Annotated in this window: 17 protein-coding genes; 12 read left to right on the top strand and 5 right to left on the bottom strand. The window is 42.1% G+C overall.

What is annotated here, in order from left to right; translation table 11 throughout:
• Window positions 1-46: 46 nt before the first annotated feature.
• From atpG to ACT3QN_RS11060, 6 genes are all read left to right on the top strand, one after another.
• A complete protein-coding gene (gene atpG, locus ACT3QN_RS11085; RefSeq protein WP_444520664.1) occupies window positions 47-928 on the top strand; it encodes a F0F1 ATP synthase subunit gamma in 882 nt (293 codons plus the stop codon).
• A gap of 38 nt (window positions 929-966) precedes the next feature.
• Entirely contained in the window at window positions 967-2,400 is a 1,434-nt protein-coding gene (gene atpD / locus ACT3QN_RS11080; protein ID WP_444522966.1) for a F0F1 ATP synthase subunit beta, read from the top strand.
• A gap of 109 nt (window positions 2,401-2,509) precedes the next feature.
• On the top strand, window positions 2,510-2,926 hold the full coding sequence (locus tag ACT3QN_RS11075) for a F0F1 ATP synthase subunit epsilon (RefSeq protein WP_444520662.1): 417 nt from the start codon (window positions 2,510-2,512) through the stop codon (window positions 2,924-2,926).
• Between the two features lie 613 nt (window positions 2,927-3,539).
• On the top strand, window positions 3,540-4,256 hold the full coding sequence (locus ACT3QN_RS11070) for a response regulator (RefSeq protein WP_444520661.1): 717 nt from the start codon (window positions 3,540-3,542) through the stop codon (window positions 4,254-4,256).
• Window positions 4,257-4,567: 311 nt separating this feature from the next.
• Entirely contained in the window at window positions 4,568-6,265 is a 1,698-nt protein-coding gene (locus ACT3QN_RS11065) for an ATP-binding protein (RefSeq protein WP_444529212.1), read from the top strand.
• Between the two features lie 160 nt (window positions 6,266-6,425).
• Complete coding sequence (locus tag ACT3QN_RS11060) at window positions 6,426-6,605, top strand: hypothetical protein (protein ID WP_444522964.1); 180 nt, start codon at window positions 6,426-6,428, stop codon at window positions 6,603-6,605.
• 38 nt (window positions 6,606-6,643) lie between these two features.
• Here ACT3QN_RS11060 and ACT3QN_RS11055 read toward each other — a convergent pair whose 3' ends face one another.
• Window positions 6,644-8,119, bottom strand: coding sequence for an ATP-binding protein (locus ACT3QN_RS11055; RefSeq protein ID WP_444522963.1), 1,476 nt, complete (start codon window positions 8,117-8,119; stop codon window positions 6,644-6,646).
• A 415-nt stretch (window positions 8,120-8,534) separates the two neighbouring features.
• On the opposite strand from ACT3QN_RS11055, the gene rpsP reads away from it, so the two are divergent.
• The 4 genes from rpsP to rplS all read left to right on the top strand — a co-directional run bounded on the left by rpsP (window position 8,535) and on the right by rplS (window position 10,933).
• Window positions 8,535-8,804: a 30S ribosomal protein S16 gene (rpsP, locus tag ACT3QN_RS11050; RefSeq protein ID WP_068038349.1), complete on the top strand. Its 270-nt coding sequence runs from the start codon at window positions 8,535-8,537 to the stop codon at window positions 8,802-8,804.
• A 129-nt stretch (window positions 8,805-8,933) separates the two neighbouring features.
• Entirely contained in the window at window positions 8,934-9,467 is a 534-nt protein-coding gene (gene rimM / locus ACT3QN_RS11045) for a ribosome maturation factor RimM (RefSeq protein WP_444520657.1), read from the top strand.
• Window positions 9,468-9,543: 76 nt separating this feature from the next.
• The gene (gene trmD / locus ACT3QN_RS11040; RefSeq protein WP_444522962.1) at window positions 9,544-10,308 is read left to right on the top strand and encodes a tRNA (guanosine(37)-N1)-methyltransferase TrmD; all 765 of its coding nucleotides are present in this window, start codon (window positions 9,544-9,546) and stop codon (window positions 10,306-10,308) included.
• 205 nt (window positions 10,309-10,513) lie between these two features.
• Window positions 10,514-10,933 carry a 50S ribosomal protein L19 gene (gene rplS, locus ACT3QN_RS11035; RefSeq protein WP_444520655.1) on the top strand — a complete coding sequence of 140 codons (420 nt, stop codon included), beginning with the start codon at window positions 10,514-10,516 and terminating at the stop codon, window positions 10,931-10,933.
• A 225-nt stretch (window positions 10,934-11,158) separates the two neighbouring features.
• Here the strand turns inward: rplS and ACT3QN_RS11030 are convergent, their stop codons facing one another.
• The gene (locus tag ACT3QN_RS11030; protein WP_444522961.1) at window positions 11,159-11,719 is read right to left on the bottom strand and encodes a DUF4442 domain-containing protein; all 561 of its coding nucleotides are present in this window, start codon (window positions 11,717-11,719) and stop codon (window positions 11,159-11,161) included.
• A 511-nt stretch (window positions 11,720-12,230) separates the two neighbouring features.
• On the opposite strand from ACT3QN_RS11030, the gene ACT3QN_RS11025 reads away from it, so the two are divergent.
• Window positions 12,231-13,754: a DUF3360 family protein gene (locus ACT3QN_RS11025; protein ID WP_444522960.1), complete on the top strand. Its 1,524-nt coding sequence runs from the start codon at window positions 12,231-12,233 to the stop codon at window positions 13,752-13,754.
• A 154-nt stretch (window positions 13,755-13,908) separates the two neighbouring features.
• Window positions 13,909-15,753 (top strand): excinuclease ABC subunit UvrC, encoded by a 1,845-nt coding sequence (uvrC, locus tag ACT3QN_RS11020; RefSeq protein WP_444522959.1) that lies wholly within the window; start codon window positions 13,909-13,911, stop codon window positions 15,751-15,753.
• Window positions 15,754-15,891: 138 nt separating this feature from the next.
• Here uvrC and ACT3QN_RS11015 read toward each other — a convergent pair whose 3' ends face one another.
• The 3 genes from ACT3QN_RS11015 to lgt all read right to left on the bottom strand — a co-directional run bounded on the left by ACT3QN_RS11015 (window position 15,892) and on the right by lgt (window position 18,319).
• The gene (locus ACT3QN_RS11015) at window positions 15,892-16,464 is read right to left on the bottom strand and encodes a dihydrofolate reductase (protein ID WP_444522958.1); all 573 of its coding nucleotides are present in this window, start codon (window positions 16,462-16,464) and stop codon (window positions 15,892-15,894) included.
• 64 nt (window positions 16,465-16,528) lie between these two features.
• Window positions 16,529-17,389: a thymidylate synthase gene (locus ACT3QN_RS11010; protein WP_444522957.1), complete on the bottom strand. Its 861-nt coding sequence runs from the start codon at window positions 17,387-17,389 to the stop codon at window positions 16,529-16,531.
• Window positions 17,390-17,434: 45 nt separating this feature from the next.
• The gene (lgt, locus tag ACT3QN_RS11005; protein ID WP_444522956.1) at window positions 17,435-18,319 is read right to left on the bottom strand and encodes a prolipoprotein diacylglyceryl transferase; all 885 of its coding nucleotides are present in this window, start codon (window positions 18,317-18,319) and stop codon (window positions 17,435-17,437) included.
• Window positions 18,320-18,525 lie beyond the last annotated feature (206 nt).

Below are 18,525 nucleotides of genomic sequence, written 5' to 3'. Positions count from 1 at the left end.
TGTCGCATGCGCCAATGCTTTTTAACCCTCTTATATTGGAATCATTATGGCAAGCTTAAAAGAGATACGTGCCAAAGTCACCAGTATTAAAAGCACCCAGAAAATTACTCGTGCTATGCAAATGGTAGCGGCAAGTAAAATGCGCCGTGCACAAGAGCGCATGGAAGTGGGTCGCCCGTATGCTGATAGTATGCGCCGGGTTATTTCACATTTGGTGCATGCCTCATCAGATTATAAACATCCGTATATGGTATCGCGTCCAGTCAATAAGGTTGGCTATATAGTCATTACCTCTGACCGTGGCCTAGCGGGTGGTTTGAATATTAACCTATTCAAAGCCTTATCTAAAAGTATTCAAGATTATCAAGATCAGTCTGTACAAGCTGAGTTTGCAGTCATCGGTGCCAAAGGTGTGAGTTTCTTCAAAAACTTTGGTGGTAAAGTTACCTCGGCTGTGACTGATTATGGCGATAAACCAACATTTGAGCAATTGAATGCACCGGTTCAAGCCATGCTTGAAGACTATAGAAACGGTAATATTGACCGTATCTATGTGGTCTACAACCGATTCGTCAATGCGATGACCCAGAAACCAACGGTTAATCAGTTGGTTCCTCTACCAGAGCAATCATTTGATGACGAAGACAGTGGTCTACAGACAGAACTTAGCTGGGATTATATCTACGAGCCTGACATCAAGACATTGATTGATGAATTGCTTGGTCGCTATATCGAGTCGATTGTCTATCAAGCGGTAATGGAAAACATCGCCTCTGAGCAGTCTTCACGTATGGTTGCGATGAAAGCGGCAACAGATAATGCTGGTGACCTTATTAACGATTTACAGTTGGTTTATAACAAGCTGCGTCAAGCGGCGATTACCCGAGAGATTTCGGAAATCGTTGGCGGTGCTGCTGCTGTTTCATAATTGACTACACCTATATATAGAAGTTCAAGGAGAACGCAATGAGTAGCGGTCGTATTGTACAGATTATTGGCGCGGTTCTTGACGTTGAGTTCAACCGTAATGAAGTTCCTCAAATTTTTGATGCCTTGGAAGTAGATGGTACCGAAACTACCCTAGAAGTACAGCAACAGCTAGGTGATGGTATCGTACGTACTATTGCTATGGGATCAACTGAAGGTCTAAAGCGTAACCTACCTGTTACCAATACAGGTGCAGCTATTTCTGTACCAGTAGGTACAGGCACACTTGGTCGCATTATGGATGTTCTTGGTCGTCCTATCGATGAAGAAGGTCCTGTTGCAGCAGAAGAAAAATGGTCTATCCACCGTGATGCGCCAAGCTATGCTGACCAGTCAAACAGCACCGAGCTGTTAGAAACTGGTATTAAAGTAATCGATTTGCTTTGCCCGTTCGCTAAAGGTGGTAAAGTTGGTCTGTTTGGTGGTGCTGGTGTTGGTAAAACCGTTAACATGATGGAGCTTATCAACAACATCGCTCTAAAACATGAAGGTTTATCAGTATTTGCTGGTGTTGGTGAGCGTACTCGTGAAGGTAATGATTTCTATCACGAAATGCAAGAAGCTGGCGTTGTAAACACTGAAGACTTTAGCAAATCTAAAGTAGCAATGGTATATGGCCAGATGAATGAGCCACCGGGTAACCGTTTGCGTGTTGCACTGTCTGGTTTGACCATGGCTGAGTACTTCCGTGATACTAAAGATCCTGCCACTGGTAAAGGTCGTGACGTATTGTTGTTTGTTGATAACATCTACCGTTATACACTAGCCGGTACTGAAGTATCAGCATTGCTTGGTCGTATGCCATCAGCGGTTGGTTATCAGCCAACACTAGCTGAAGAGATGGGCTTGCTACAAGAGCGTATTACTTCAACTCAGTCAGGTTCTATTACTTCAGTTCAGGCTGTATACGTACCTGCGGATGATTTGACCGATCCATCACCTGCTACAACGTTTGCTCACTTGGATGCAACAGTTGTACTAAGTCGTGATATCGCATCACAAGGTATCTATCCTGCGGTTGATCCACTCGATTCAACGTCGCGTCAGCTAGATCCACAAGTAATTGGTGAAGAGCATTATAATGTTGCTCGTGGTGTTCAGGAAGTTCTACAGCGTTATAAAGAGCTTAAAGACATCATCGCTATCTTGGGTATGGATGAGTTATCAGAAGAAGATAAATTGGTTGTTTATCGTGCTCGTAAGATTCAGCGCTTCTTGTCTCAACCATTCCACGTAGCTGAAGTCTTTACTGGTGCGCCTGGTAAATATGTAGCACTACGCGATACCATTGCTAGCTTTAAAGCAATCATTGCTGGTGAATACGATGACCTACCAGAGCAGGCATTCTACATGGCTGGTAGCATTGATGAAGTAGTCGCTAAAGCTGAAAAAATGAAGTCTTCTGCAGCTTAAGTTGTATGAGCTAATGAGTAGATATAATATGAATCTTATATCTACTCTTCAGTAACGCATCGCAGTTTTTACTGTTTTTTGATCGCGCTTTGATGGTAAGGAATTAAGTATGGCAACGTTACAATGTCGCGTCGTAAGTGCTCGTGAAGAGTTGTATTCAGGCGAAATTAGCATGTTAATAGCTACTGGTACCGAAGGCGAGATTGGTGTATTGCCAGGTCACACACCGCTTATTACTTTGCTAAAGCCAGGTGCAATGCGAGTGCAAACGCCAAACGGTGAAGAAGAAGTGATTTATGTCTCAGGTGGTGTACTAGAAGTACAACCTAAAATGGTTACGGTATTGGCTGATACAGCTATGCGTGCACACAATCTTGACGAAAGCAAAATTGTTGAAGCACGTAGAAAAGCTGAGCAAATGCTAGTTAACCAATCTGATACACTACAAACTAATGCGGCTTTGGCCTCACTTGCAGAGTCAGTAGGACAATTACAGACCCTTCGTAAGTACAAAAACCGCGCGTAATTTATTACTGATAGCTTTAAACAGTTGCTTACAGCTATTGTTTTAGCAATCATAAATGAACAGTCCATCATGGGCTGTTTTTTTATGTCTATTGATTATGAAATTAACTGTTTTGTGGTAAATGAACATGATCATTTTTGGCTGTGACGTATGGTCGTTTAAACCATCCGTGGGGAAATACCTTGTCACTATCAATGAGCCACTATCAATGAATCATTGTCTATTAGGGTTTTCTCAAAAAGACACTAGCGACAACGATAATATATGGTTATATTAGAGATAACGTATTATAAGTAACGAGCAGTAATTGTACGCGATAACGTTAGCTTGACAGTTCATTTAACTAGCAAACTATAAATAATAGAAACTATTAAGTACCAGTAAAGTAAGTAGCAGAATTTTTGGACGTAAACTAAAGTTTTGGTAGAGGTAGTTTATAGGTTTTGTTACCGACTATCAGCTATAGTATAGGAAGCTGACCATTTAATAGTATACTGTGCTACTAAGTTTGTAACAGCTATACGAACATAAATTGTGCCACTATAGGGTGCTATTAATTTTTACCGCTTTTACTTTTACTGCTTTTAAATTAGATGTATTAGAGGATATAACAATGACAACGACTGAAGAAGACAATACCCCCCGAATCTTGATTGTTGAAGATGATGAACGTCTGGCCATGTTGACTCAAGATTACTTGGTCAAAAATGGTTTAGAAGTAGCAATTGAAACTGATGGTAATCGTGCTATTCGCCGTATCGTCAATGAGCAACCAGATATGGTTGTACTTGATGTCATGCTACCTGGTAGCGATGGTCTGACAGTTTGCCGCGAAGTGCGCCCGCATTATCAAAACCCAATTTTGATGTTGACCGCACGCACTGAAGATATGGATCAAGTATTAGGTCTTGAGATGGGTGCTGACGATTACGTTGCTAAGCCTGCTCAGCCACGTGTATTGCTTGCCCGTATTCGCGCGCTATTGCGTCGCTCAGAAAATGCACCATCAGAAGATGTACCACAACGTCTAGAGTTCGGCGAGTTAGTAATCGACAATGGTGGTCGTTCAGTGCATCTAGGTGAGGAGTTGGTTGATTTTACTAGCGCTGAATATGATCTACTGTGGTTACTTGCTTCTAATGCAGGCCGTATTCTATCTCGTGAAGATATTTTTGAGCGTCTACGCGGCATTGAATATGATGGTCAGGATCGTTCAATCGATGTACGCATCTCACGTATTCGTCCAAAAATTGGTGATGATCCAGAAAATCCAAAACGTATTAAGACAGTACGTAGCAAAGGCTATCTATTCGTAAAAGAAGGCAACTAATAGCTTTGCTTTTGTATGTTGATTAATTATTAAACACTATTTGAAAAAACCAGCAACGATGCTGGTTTTTTTGTGGCTAAATTTTAATTTTTGAACTTAAATGCAGTGTTATGTGGTTTAATTAACCCATTATATAGACGCTGACTAAATATATGTAATACATATAAGTCTTTGGACGATTGCTGCATATGAATTAAAATGTGGCAGTTAAAGTTTATCTCTAGTCAATAATACTTGATATTGTTATATATCACTGTTTATGTATTAGATGATATTAGTAATCTCTACTTATTAAGTTGGTCACGGCACGTATGTCATTAGTCTCTTCTTTAAAACACAGTATTTTTGTTCGTATTTATGCTGGACTACTTATAGTCTGCTTATGTGTGGCGTTGTTTGCACAGTTATTGATGGACACCATCAATAAGGAGCGTGTGCAGTCCTATCGTGAAAGTATGGCAACGGGTGCTTTTCATTTGGTAAGTGAGGGAATCTCTCACCAAAATAGTGAAGAAGAACGTGAGTACTGGTTGTCAGATGCGAGTAGTTTGTTTGGTGCTACCTTTAAGGTGTTGCCGATCAATGAAGTAGACTTTAGTGCTAGTGAATTGCGCAGCTTCGAAAATGATAATACCGTTGTACGTTATGTTAGCCAACCTGTACATGCAGGTGTTTATTACCGTTTGCCTGATAACGAGAGTGTTTTAACAGCGAGAATCTCACAAGTTACAGAGCAGCAAGTACGAGCAATCGCAGTATTCCTGCTAGATGATTTGTCTTATCATATGACGCTATCGGACAAGCGAGCACGTTTGGCTGAACTGGAGAAAAAGTTCTCTTTTCCTTTAGCTTTCAAAGCGGCGAATACACTTGAGTTAGATTCAGATCAAATGGCACGCTTACGCCGTGACGAAGTCGTCATATCGTTGCAAGATACTAATAGTAGTACGAGTAACTCTGCTATTAGGGTAGTGGTACCATCTGAAATCAATGATATGGCAATTCTGATTGGGCCTATACCTTTATTTAATTGGTTCCCGCTTAACTTAATTATCAGTATGATCCTTATCAGTATGTTCTTGATCAGCTTGGGTGTGTATGCACTCATCTTCCCACTCGAGCGTAAGCTACAATTGATTCAGGTGGGTGTGAACGAGGTTAGTCAAGGCAACCTTGATATTCAAGTGCAGGTAATAGGTCAAGATGAAATAGCGCGCTTATCAGCGACGTTTAACGCCATGACTTCACACATCAAGCGTTTGATCGAGTCACAACGAGAGCTTACCCGAGCAGTATCGCACGAGCTTCGTACGCCAGTGGCTCGTATTCGATTTGCGGTAGATATGCTTGCTGATACGGATGATGAAGACTCACGCTTTATGCAGCGTGACTATATTGATGAAGATATTGAGTCGCTGAATGGTTTGATCGATGAGATTTTGACCTATGCCAAATTAGAAGAAGGGTCGCCAAAGTTAGATTTAGAACCGGTAAATCTAAGAGAGCTATTAGAGCAAATCGAACGCGAAACCAATGCACTCGGCAAACCTATCAAAATAGTGGCCAGTTTACCAAATGCAAAAGTGACGGCAGTGGCAGATAGACGCTACTTACACCGTGTGATTCAGAACCTTGCAGGTAATGCGTTACGCTACGCAGAAACAACCATCATCATTAGTGCAGGCGTCAAGAAAGGCAATGCCTTCGTCAGTGTCGAAGACGATGGACATGGTATTCCTGAAGCAGATCGTGAAAAAGTATTTATTCCATTCTCGCGCTTAGATGATAGCCGTACACGCGCATCAGGTGGCTATGGTCTAGGCTTGTCTATTGTATCGCGTATTGCCTTTTGGTTTAATGGTAGTATGAAGGTGGATGAGAGTCGTGAGTTAGGCGGAGCAAGATTCGTGATGACATGGCCTATTAAGCCGTTGACACAAATTCTTGCTGCTGATGAATTAACGCAAGAAAAAAGCGAGCGCGACTTTGATACTAAGTTGTCAGATTAAATCATAAGAGTAAGCTATCGGTTCAAGTCGCAATGATGAACTATGTTATTAAAGAGGATAAGTGTCATTTTAATGCCTTAACACTATATACCTTCATAACTCGATAGCGCATTCGTCACTATTTTTAGGACAGTTGAACAATGTCATAGGAGAGCATAGGATGCCATATTTATTTGGTGGCTTGGTTGTATTGAATGCGATTACGCTAGGCTATTACTTATTCTTAAAGCAGCCATCAACAACCCAAACGTTAAAAACAGCTCAAGACGAGATTACTCAGCCACTAGCTTTCACGAACAGTGCTGAGTATATTCCGCCAGTTATTGGTAGCAAAGATTAGCTTTGATATCTTTGCTTATTTAGATTGAAGTCTTATCACTATTTTAAATTTGGCGCTGTGCAGTCTACTTCAGACACTTCCTCTACGTCAGCAGCTAATGTGGTATCTCCAGCCACTTTAGAGAGTAGGGGTATACGTATGCATACCTGTAGCCCACCTTCAGGGTGGTTAATCGCTTCAACTGTACCGTGATGTAATCGTGCAATACGATCCACAATAGCAAGGCCCAATCCACTACCTTGAGTAGTTCGTGCAGTCTCGCCACGTTCAAACGGTTGCATGATCCGTTCTAATTGATCATCAGCGACGCCATTACCGCAATCTCGCACACAAATCACTAATTGTTCTTGTGCTTCTTTATTCACCACATTTTCACTTACCACATCCGTATCTTCGTCCTCAACAGTTTCTATAAATGTCGGTACAACTGTTGCCGAGAGATAAATAGGTGGCTTGCCATAACGATTGGCATTATTGACCAAGTTAATGATCATACGTTTGATGGATAACGGACGTACAGGAACGACCTTGTCGCATTCTGATTCATATACAAACTTCATTGGGGCAAACTGCACCATGATTTCGTTAAATATGGTGTCTAAATTGGTCAGACTGACTGGCTCATCAGAACCGTCTTTCATAAATGAGATGAATTGCTCCAAAATAGCATCCATGTCTTCAATATCGTAAATCAGCCCTTCACGAAAAAAGTCATCTGGTAGCATTTCTGCCGTCAAGCGCATACGCGTTAACGGCGTCCGCAAATCGTGTGAGATACCGGCGAGCATGATTGTTCGCTCTTTCTGCGCTTGATTCAATGTCGTAAACAGACGGTTAAATGCCATATTAACCTGACGTATTTCTGTGGGTCCTTTCTGAGTGGGAAGTGTGGTTGCATGGCCGAGACGAATATAATTAGTAGCTGCTCGCTGTAGATAGCGTAAAGGACGATTTAGTTGACGTGCCAATAAAATAATCGTTAGTAGCGATAGGATAGGCAGTCCAATCAAGAATAGAACCAGTAATGTCGGGCTATACTGTGAATAGTAAACCACAGGTTCACGCATCCAAAAGCTGTTATCACGGCTATCTTGCACCCATAGCTGAGGCGTTGGCTTAAATTTAAAATAGACCTCTACAGGTCGACCAAGCTGTGCACCGATTTCACGTTGTAATACGTCAGTAAAAAAGCTTACGAATGGCTTATCAGCAACTTCTGGAAAGTCGCTAGGGTTATTTACCACGACGACATGAGAATGCTGGTAAACCCATTGGCGTACTTCGGGGCGATCTTGCCAATCTTTATTGACGCTATTAATCAGTTGCAACTCACTCGTCAAATAACGCGCATGGTTTTTTAGTTCTGGCAAATAAAGACTGCGCCAAAAAAACAAAATCGATAGGCTCACACTGATAAGTACAATGAAGGCAACCATCAAGGTCGTTAGCCAAGTGTTGGAATAAGAGCGTGGCAGCCAACCTTTTCGACGTGGCTTTGGGCTTGGAGAGATCATATGCGTCCAACAGAGTAGAATAAAAGTTATTGTGATATAGCTTGTGTTTCTCTAAACATAGTCGTCTTAAGGCTAGTACGAGCATTAACTTAAGCGGTATATCATAGAATATCATAATCAATAAATAGTACTGATACAGTATGCAATCAATGGTTGAGCTACATAACTATCAGAGTAGCTATAAAGTTAAGCTTAGGGTTCAGTATATATAGCCACTTTAGTTTCTTCAGAGAGTTTCATAGAAACTAAAGAAAAACTCTAAAAATGAGCAACTATCATCAGTCATGTTTTACTCAGCTCGACATTTAAGCTATTGTTAATAAATAATTAAATATGCACAGTTTATGTTTTCAACAAATAAAGACTGTGATATAATTATGCCCTTTTTGGTATACCTGCGAAAGAGAGAATTCACATGGTTGTTATTCGTTTAGCACGGGGCGGTGCCAAGAAACGCCCATTTTATCAAGTAGTTGTTGCTGATCAACGCCGCGCGCGTGACGGTCGCTATATTGAAAACATCGGCTTTTTTAACCCACTCGCTAAAGAGTCTGAGGAAGCAGTACGCCTAAACATGGAAGCGTACAATGCGTGGATCGCAAAAGGTGCACAACCTTCAGATCGCGTTGCTTCATTAGTAAAAGCTTACAACAAGTCTGCAGCTCAAACTGAAGCAACTGCTTAAGTTTTTGTTGTTATAGACTTTAGAATACATAGCGTAACTGGTCTGACCAGGGTGCGCCATTAACTGTTTATCGCTTTTGACGCAATTGTTTTTGCAATTGCTGTTTTAACCATTGTTAGGTTAGCTGCTATGTCATCCACTCCAAACGCTAGTGCCCTTATGAAAATTGGTCAGCTTAAGAAGCCTTACGGCATCAAGGGATGGCTTTGGGTATTTAGTGATACGGATGACCGTACAGCAATATTCGACATGAAGCCGTGGTGGATGAAAACTGCCACTGGCATGAAACCTTTGACTGTGAAAGCTTGGCGTGAGCAAGGAACAGGAATTGTAGCTCAGTTTGAGCAAATTCCTGATCGCAATGTTGCTGAGACCATGAACGGTGTTACCGTTTGGGTCGAACAAAACGTCCTACCTGAAACAGCTGAAGATGAATATTATTGGTCGGATTTGGTCAGTCTGCGCGTGATGAACGAGCAGGATGAGTATCTAGGTAATATCACTGAAATGTTTGAAACCGGTGCCCATGACATCATGCGTGTAACGGCAAATTCAGACAGTTTAGACAATGAAGAACGCCTGATTCCGTGGCATAAGCAAACTGTAGTAGAGGTCGATATGACTGAAAAAACAGTACTTGTGGCATGGCCGAGTGACTATTGATATCGATTTTGGCTTTTAGTCAGAGTCCCTTGATATTCACACCGATTGTTTTAGCCTTAACGCAAGTAGACATCAGATGTATTTTGCCGTAATTAGTATTTTTCCTGAGATGTTTGCCACGATTCGTGAGTTTGGAATCACGGGCCGAGCAGTGACTCAAGAGCAAGTTACGATTGAATGCATTAATCCACGTGATTATACCACCGACAACTATCGCCGTATTGATGAGCGCCCTTATGGGGGCGGTCCTGGAATGGTGATGATGGCTGAGCCATTATCGAAAGCCATTGAGGATGCACGGTTGCGTGCCAGTCAATATGGTTGCCGTATTGATAGTGAGCACTGTCCAGTGATTTATATGTCACCACAAGGACAGACGCTTAGTGAAAGTAGCGTCGTTAATATGACTGATTACGATGGCATGATTTTATTATGTGGTCGTTATGAAGGTATCGATGAGCGTTTACTGTCACAATATGTTGATATGGAAATATCGTTAGGTGATTATGTGTTGACTGGTGGCGAGTTGCCAGCAATGGTGCTGATGGATAGTGTGATACGTCGTTTGCCTGATATCATGGGTGATGATAAGTCAGCAGAGCAAGACTCTTTTGTCGATGGTTTGCTTGACTGTCCACATTATACTAAGCCGCATGAGTTTGAAGGCATGGCAGTTCCTGAAGTATTGCTATCAGGGCATCATGCCAATATTGCTAAGTGGCGTTTTAGTCAGCAAGTCAGTCGTACGCAAACGCGTCGTCCAGATTTATGGCAAGCGTTTACCCCAACGGCAGAACAAACGAAGTGGCTAAAAGCACTGGCAAAAGCAGATAAAAGGTAGGTTTTTGAAATCTGGTTTTATCGTTAGTAAGCTGGGTAAACAGTTAAGAAATAGAATTTTGAGCAATAATAAAACGAGTCATAGCATAATGGCCGTTGGTTATAACCCATTTACGTTGTGTCTCACTATAAAGAGATGCGATTAATTATTACAAACAGGTGATATGCGTCAAGCCTCTATTATCTAATGTGAGGAGATAACTCTCATGAGCAACAAGCATCCATTGGTTCAGGTCATCGAAAACGCTCAATTGCTTGAGCGCCCAAACTTTGCACCCGGCGATACCGTTGTGGTACAGGTAAAAGTACGTGAAGGTGAGCGTGAGCGTTTACAGGCTTTTGAAGGCGTTGTAATTGCTAAGCGTAACCGCGGTCTAAACTCAGCGTTTACCGTACGTAAAATCTCAAGCGGCGTTGGCGTTGAGCGTGCATTCCAATTGCATTCTCCAATCATCGATAGCATCGAAGTGAAACGTCGTGGTGCTGTTCGCCGTGCGAAACTGTACTACTTACGTGAGCGTTCTGGTAAATCAGCACGTATTCGCGAAAAACTTGCGCCACGTCCAGCTAAGAAAAAGACTGACGCTGGCGTACCTGATGCAGTTGATACTGCACCTGGTATCTAAGCACAAGTTTGCCACTTTGGGTTAATTCTATAATTTTAGGATTAATCTAAAACAAGGTAATAGTAGATACAAGCCCTTATTCATAGGTTTATTTATAAATAAGCGGGCCATACCAAAAAAGACGAAACCCCAATCTATGCGAAAGCTAGATTGGGGTTTTTGTATGTAGAACTTCAATAAACGTAATTTTTAATGACTTCCCTATCATCAGTTAAAAGACAAGTTTTATTCAGCGGTAGGTGTATCGATACGGCTTACTTGCTCTTTGGATTTACTATACTTGCGTAGTCTGATGTATAACGTTTTGGTAATAGTCGCAATTAGCTTTTGCTGTTCATCAACGATGTCGACTTTATACTCACGAAAAACAGCTTCACCTTCTTTTGCGAGTTCTTGAATAGTAATAATTTCAGAACTAGGTATTTTCATGCGAGCAGTAACTTTGCTATTGCCAGGCGCAACAAAGTCGATGTGTGAGCTTTTGTCCCAAACTACATAGTTGCTACCTAACTGATGCATCAGTATGAGCATATAAAAAGGGTCAACCATTGAATATAAGCTACCACCGAATTGAGTGCCGACGATATTTTTATTCAGCGTGTTTAGTCCCATGCTTACCACACACAAACCTTGATCGAGACTGAGATGCTCGATTTTAATACCTGCGCCAATATATGGTGCATAGGTATTAAGGCGTAGCCTCAATAAATGCGGTGTCAGCAATGGCATAATGCTTTGCTTTGCCCGACGTTTTAAAGTCTCAAGATTGGTAGGTAATACACTCATAAACTTGTCCTGTTGCCTTTTCTCAATTTTTTAATGTTATCAATAATGCAGTTTTGATTGGTGTTACTTAGAAATAAACCAATAAAAAGTATTTATCATAATTAAAAAGTATTCAGCCTGCTAGCGCTAAAGCGTAACTGAATTGACATATTTATAGTTACTCATAGATAGCAGTCGCTATTTATTATAATTATCTTTGCTATTCAATTATTTGATAAAAAATTGTCTAGATGTAAATTATTATCAATAAAATAGTCATTTATTTTAATATAAAGCCTATATTGAAAGTTTTTTTCCTAATGGTTTTCTATTAAAGTAAATTTCATCTTAAATGAAAACTTTAATTTATATATTGGGATGAGGTACATAGTATCTTTAAGTGGTTTTAGGTTCGCATTTCATCAAGTCATGACATACAATAGTTCGCAGTTTGTAATAGGCGCTTTGGTCTATGACATTAGATCAGAACGTGTATAGTCAATCAAAGATGTAATCGACACAAGGAAATGTGATGAGTAATCCTCAGACCCCCTCTTCAGGGTCTAATCCGCCGACCTCGAATAAAAACCACGACAGTCAACTACAAGGTAGTTATGTAGATTTACATAAGCCGAGTTCTAGTTTCGACAGCCGTGATACTTATTTAAACCATGAATTACAAATCATGCAGCCGAAACGCTGGCGTCCTAATTTACCATTTCGTGATTACCGTTTTGAGTTCGAAGATACTATCCCAGCGATGGCTGCAACCATTGGTAAAGTTGTTATGGTGGGCGCCATTGCAGCAACCTTTGCAGGTCCACTTGGTTTGGGCGACGCGTTTGTTTTAGAAAACGTACGCTACGAGTTATTGATCGTCTCCTTTTTTATTATTTTATTTTCAGGTTTTTTACTACCGACTGCCAACCTTGCCGGTACGCATGGTCCGCTCATTCCTTTGATTCCTATTGTAGTGGCAGCTGGTGGGCACCCGATGGCCTTTGGTTTGCTTATCGGTGCTTTTGGTTTGCTCCTCGCGATCAGTAAAGGGGGGAGCTTGCTGGCCAACTTGACCAGTAAAGGTGTGTGCGGTGGTCTCTTGATTTACTTGGGCTTTATTGGCACCACTGCACAGGTTAAAAATCTCTTTGCTTGGGCAGAAGGGATTGGTATGTCGCATATCGCTTTCTTTATTATTTTGGCGACTATCCTGTTATATGCACTGCTTGAACATTGGCAAAAACGCTGGCTAGCTGTACCGTTGAGCTGTGTGTTAGGTGGTGGTCTTGCCTTCGCATTGGGCGCTCCTTTCGAGTTTAAAACGGCACCAGGTCTACCAAACATGAACCCAATGTATTGGTGGGGTGAAAACACAGGTTGGATGCTAGGTCTGCCTACGATAGAAAGTTTCATTGTGGTCCTGCCGTTTGCTATTCTGGCTGTGGCAATGTGGTCGCCAGATTTCTTAGGTCATCAGGTATTCCAAAAAATCAGCTACCCTAAACGTACTGAAAAAGTATTAATGGATATCGATGATACGATGACCAGCGCTTCAATTCGTCAGGTGGCGGGTTCTGTATTGGGCGGTGCTAACTTTGCGTCATCGTGGGGTACTTACATTGTCCCAGCAGCAATTGCTAAACGTCCGATCCCTGCCGGTGCTTTATTAACGGCATTGTTTTGTATTATTGCTGGTGTTTGGGGTTATCCGATGGATTTGGCCATTTGGCAACCAGTGATGTGTGTGGCCTTGATCGTTGGGGTATTTATTCCATTACTGGAAGCTGGTATGGAGATGACGCGTGAAGGTAAAACCACGCAGTCTGCTGCTATCGTGGTATTTGCTTCAGCATTGGTTAACCCAGCCTTTGGTTGGTCACTCACGTTGTTGCTCGATAACTTAGGCTTGATCGGTTCTAAAGAGCGTAGTGCCAATTTGACTAAGATGAGCCGCTGGATCATACCAGGCATTATGTTTGTGGTACTAACAGGCGTTATGGCTATTGTTGGTATGCTACCAGGTATCCCAGCATTGATGGCGAACTTCCGTCATTGATAGCATGTTGCTGAACAAACGATAATAGAACAAACTAAGCCAGCGAAAGCTGGCTTTTTTGTGGGTAGCGCTGCGATAATAATTGGCTTGTAAAACAATGACTACCGCCCCATAACTAGCAGTATTACTAAGGTTTTTAAGAGCAATAAATTCTATGGTTAATGTCTCAGAATCGAGTCCTGTCGATGATAAAAAAGCCCGTCTTAAGCATTTGATTAAGCGTCTGCCTAACTTGCCAGGGGTATATAAAATGCTGGGCAAAAATGGCGATATATTATACGTTGGCAAAGCTAAGTCGCTTAAAAGCCGAGTGAATAGCTATTTCGCCAAAACAATCGATCATCCAAAGACGCGAGCATTGGTTGCGCGGATTCATGATATAGAGACTATCATCACGCGTAGTGAGACCGAGGCGCTGTTGCTTGAACAGAACCTAATCAAAGAGCATCGTCCACCTTACAACGTGCTTCTGCGAGATGATAAATCGTATCTTTATGTGTTTATCTCAGCCGATAAGCCTTATCCTCGCCTGGCTTACGGTCGCGGCAAAGGCAATCACCAAAAAGGTCGGTTCTTTGGCCCGTTTCCCTCTGCTCATGCGGCAAAAGAAACGCTAGTATTGATGCAAAAAATGTTTCAAATGCGGCAGTGTACCAACACTTTTTTTAAGCAGCGTCAGCGTCCTTGTCTTGAGTATCAGATCAAACGTTGCCGTGCACCCTGTGTGGGTTTGGTTTCGCCCGAGGAATATGCAGAAGATGTGAATAATACCATTCGTTTTTTAAAGGGCGATTCTAGCGATATTCATAGTACGCTGATTGAAAAGATGGAAGGTGCTGCTGAAGCATTAGATTTTGAAAAGGCAGTATTTTATCGCGACCAGCTATCAATGCTACGCGAAGTACAAGCAAGGCAAGCGGTCTATACCGTACAAGGTGAGGCAGATGTGATTGCCATTGCTAGTCAGGCTGGCATGACTTGTGTCAACGTACTGACTGTACGTGGCGGTCGAGTATTGGGTGGTAAAAATTATTTCCCTGATGTTGATAGTAGTGAGTTGTTAGCAGACAATCTATCAGCTTTTATTACGTCCTTTTACTTCCAAGTGACTGACGATTTACCTGCCGAAATAATATTGAGCCATCAGATACCAGATCAGATAGCAGTAAGCGAAGCATTGGCAACGCATTTTGGTAATAAAGTAGCCATTAAGACCAATGTGCGCGAGCATCGTTCAGAATGGTTGGACTTAGCAACACTCAATACCAGTAATGCACTAAAAACCAAGCTTGGCGATTATTTAGAGCTACATGCACGCTTTGGCGCACTAAAAGATGTACTGGCAACGGTCACAGATCGGACGATTGATCGTATCGAATGTTTTGATATTTCACATACGATGGGTGAAGCGACCATTGGTAGTTGCGTGGTATTTGATCAAGGTGGCTCGCGCCGACGCGATTACCGTCAATATGCTATTCATGATATTCAGGGCGGTGACGACTATGCGGCGATGAAGCAAGTGCTGACCCGACGTTATAAGAAACAGCCGTTGCCAGATTTGTTGCTGATTGATGGTGGTAAAGGTCAGCTTGGTATTGCCAAAGAAGTATTAACGGAGTTGGGGGTTTTGGGTGATACCTTGCTCATTAGTGTGGCAAAAGGAGAAGGGCGTAAAGCTGGACTGGAGGTATTACACTTTATCGATCATGAACCGTTAGATTTGCCGATGGATAGTAAGGCGCTACATTTACTGATGCATATTCGTGATGAGGCGCATCGTTTTGCGATTACGGCGCACCGTAAGAAACGTGATAAACGCCGTTCATCGTCGGTACTAGAGGTGATACCTGGGCTGGGTGAGAAACGTCGTCGTGATTTGCTCAATCACTTTGGCGGTATGCAGCAATTGCTTGGGGCATCCCAACAAGAGCTATCAGGCGTACAAGGTATTGGTCCTGTGCTCGCAAAAACAGTTTATAAGGTATTGCACGAGTAATCGATTAGCTGTAATTGACTATCGATTCTTATCTTGTTGGTAGTATATAGATAAGACTGCGTGAGAATTAAATTAAAAAAGGGGCAACCTTGGATAATTTTACTTATCCAAGGCTGCCCCTTTTTTAATATGTTTTTGCTACTTATCAGTCTCTACTTTGTAAGTGGTAAACTTAAAGCTTAAATCACTTTTTTCGTCGTGCATTTGATCAGATTCGTCTGCTACTTTAAATCGTTCTGGTAGCTCAGGGTAAAATGCATCACCGTCAACGATGTCAGTATCTACATGAGTCAGCTCAATACGGTCTGTATACATCAAAGCATCGCTAAATACTCGCTCACCACCAATCACCCATATCGTATCGAGATGTGCGCCATGAGCAAGGCTAGCCGCTTGTGTCAGTGCATCGTCTAGGTTGTGTACTACGTAAGCATTACTGCTATCTGCGAGACCTTTTGTCTCAGCATAATCCATTTGTGTCGTGACAATGAAGCTCACACGCTTTGGTAACGGCTTGCTACCCATCGACTCAAATGTCTTGCGACCCATAATCACGATGCCTTGTACACCGTCATCATTTTCTTTGGTCGTCATCTTTTTGAAGTGCTGCAAATCTGCTGAGATATGCCACGGTAGCTCATTGTTTTTACCGATACAGCGGTTGCTACTGATGGCTGCGATTTGGGCAACTTCGGTGTGGGCATAACTCATAATCTGTCCTTTTTATTCGCTTTTAACGTTTTAATCTTGTGTAAAGTAGTCAATCAGAAAAATACTATACCGCAACTTTTCCTTTAATAGCAGGGTGTGATTCGTAACCTTCAACGCTAACGTCTTCATAGGTGAAGGCAAAAATATCATCAATATCAGGGTTGAGCGTCAAGGTTGGTAATGTATATAGTGAGCGAGTCAACTGTAGCTCAACTTGCTCACGGTGGTTTTGATAAATATGACAATCACCACCAGTCCAAATAAATTCTCCAACGTCTAGACCACAAATTTGCGCGACCATGTGGGTCAGCAGCGCATAGCTAGCAATATTAAATGGTACACCCAAAAATAAATCTGCTGAGCGCTGATAGAGCTGGCACGACAGTTTATTGTCTGCAACAAAGAATTGAAACATGGTATGACAAGGTGGTAAAGCAACTTGATCCGCTTCGCCAGGATTCCAACCAGACACGATCAGACGGCGTGAATTAGGGTTGGTCTTTATTTGTTCGATGACTTGAGTGATTTGATCAACACCATCAGCATTATAAATACCAGCATTGTCTTTAGTTGCGCCATAATTACGCCATTGATGACCATAGACAGGTCCCAAGTCACCAGCAGGACGGTTGAAGCGTGCCGTTTGTTCTGCAGTAGCCCATTCATTCCAAATGCGTACGCCATTAGCTTGCAGATAATCGACGTGAGTACTACCACTTAAAAACCAAAATAGTTCATAAGCAATGGATTTAAAGTGGACTTTTTTGGTGGTTAATAACGGAAACCCTGATGCTAAGTCAAAGCGTAGCTGTGCGCCAAAGTGGCTGAGCGTACCAGTGCCAGTACGATCGCCTTTTTCAGTGCCTGTGGTCAAAACGTGTTTGAGCAAGTCTAAATAGCCTTGCTCATTAGTGCTGTTAATCATAAAAATGCTCGTCGGTATTGTTTAATATACTGTTTGATATATGGCTTAATAAGCAGCCTGTTTACCCCAGTCATAGATGCCGCGTTTGTAAGCATATATTAGTAGGATAAAGCCAATAATTATCATCGGCGCACTTAGCATTTGCCCTTTGGTCACCCAGCCTAGCAAAATGAATCCTTGGTCAACATCTGGCTGACGGAAGAACTCGATGATGAAACGGCTAACGCCATAACCCAACATAAACACACCTGTTGCTGCCATACGAGGGCGTGGTTTTGAGGAATACCACCATAAAAATAAGAACAGCAATAAACCTTCAGCAAGTGCTTCATACAATTGTGAAGGATGACGAGGCAGCAGATACTGTCCATTAACTTCAGTCATTAGCTCTTGCAGCTCAGGATTGGCTTGCAATTGCTGCATGTCAGCCGCCGCCGCTTGCGGGAAGTAGGTCAGCCAATTATAGCCACCGTCAGAGACACGGCCCCACAGCTCAGCATTTATGTAGTTGCCGATACGTCCGAACAATAGGCCAGTTGGTACGCATGGCACGACAAAATCCAATACTTGAAAGGGTGTCTTTTTATACTTACGAGCAAAATATAGCATGCCGAGCATGACACCAATCAAGCCACCATGGAATGACATGCCGCCTTCCCAGACTTTGAAAAGATAGGCAGGATTTTGTAGCAATTCACCGAATTGATAAAACAAGACATAGCCAACACGGCCACCTAAAATGACGCCAAGCGCACCAAAGAAGACCAAATCGGATACCATGTCGGTATTCCAGTTATCGCGTTTGGTGCTGCGATACCAAGCTAAGCCATAAGCGGCAGCAAATGCCAGTAAATACATCAGCCCATACCAATGGACTTCGACAGGTCCAATGGCTAATGCTACGGGATCGTACTGAGGATGAATCATCATAAGGGCATCATAATATTGATATTAAAGTGCTGACTATAATAGCAAATTTCATGCGCCCAGCATACATAATTGCTATGATGCTACTCAGTGAAATGGACAAATTGAGTTTCTGATACAGTGAGGAATATATAGGGTAGGAAGCAAGTAAGGTAGCGAATGAAATAGGACAAATAAGTATGATTGTAAAAAGGTTTTATAACGAGATA

This window comes from Psychrobacter sp. AOP7-C1-14 (assembly GCF_052376135.1).
In the GTDB taxonomy this organism is placed as follows: Bacteria; Pseudomonadota; Gammaproteobacteria; order Pseudomonadales; family Moraxellaceae; genus Psychrobacter.
Note: the sequence above shows the minus strand (reverse complement) of the source record. Positions and strands in the feature narration are given on the sequence as shown.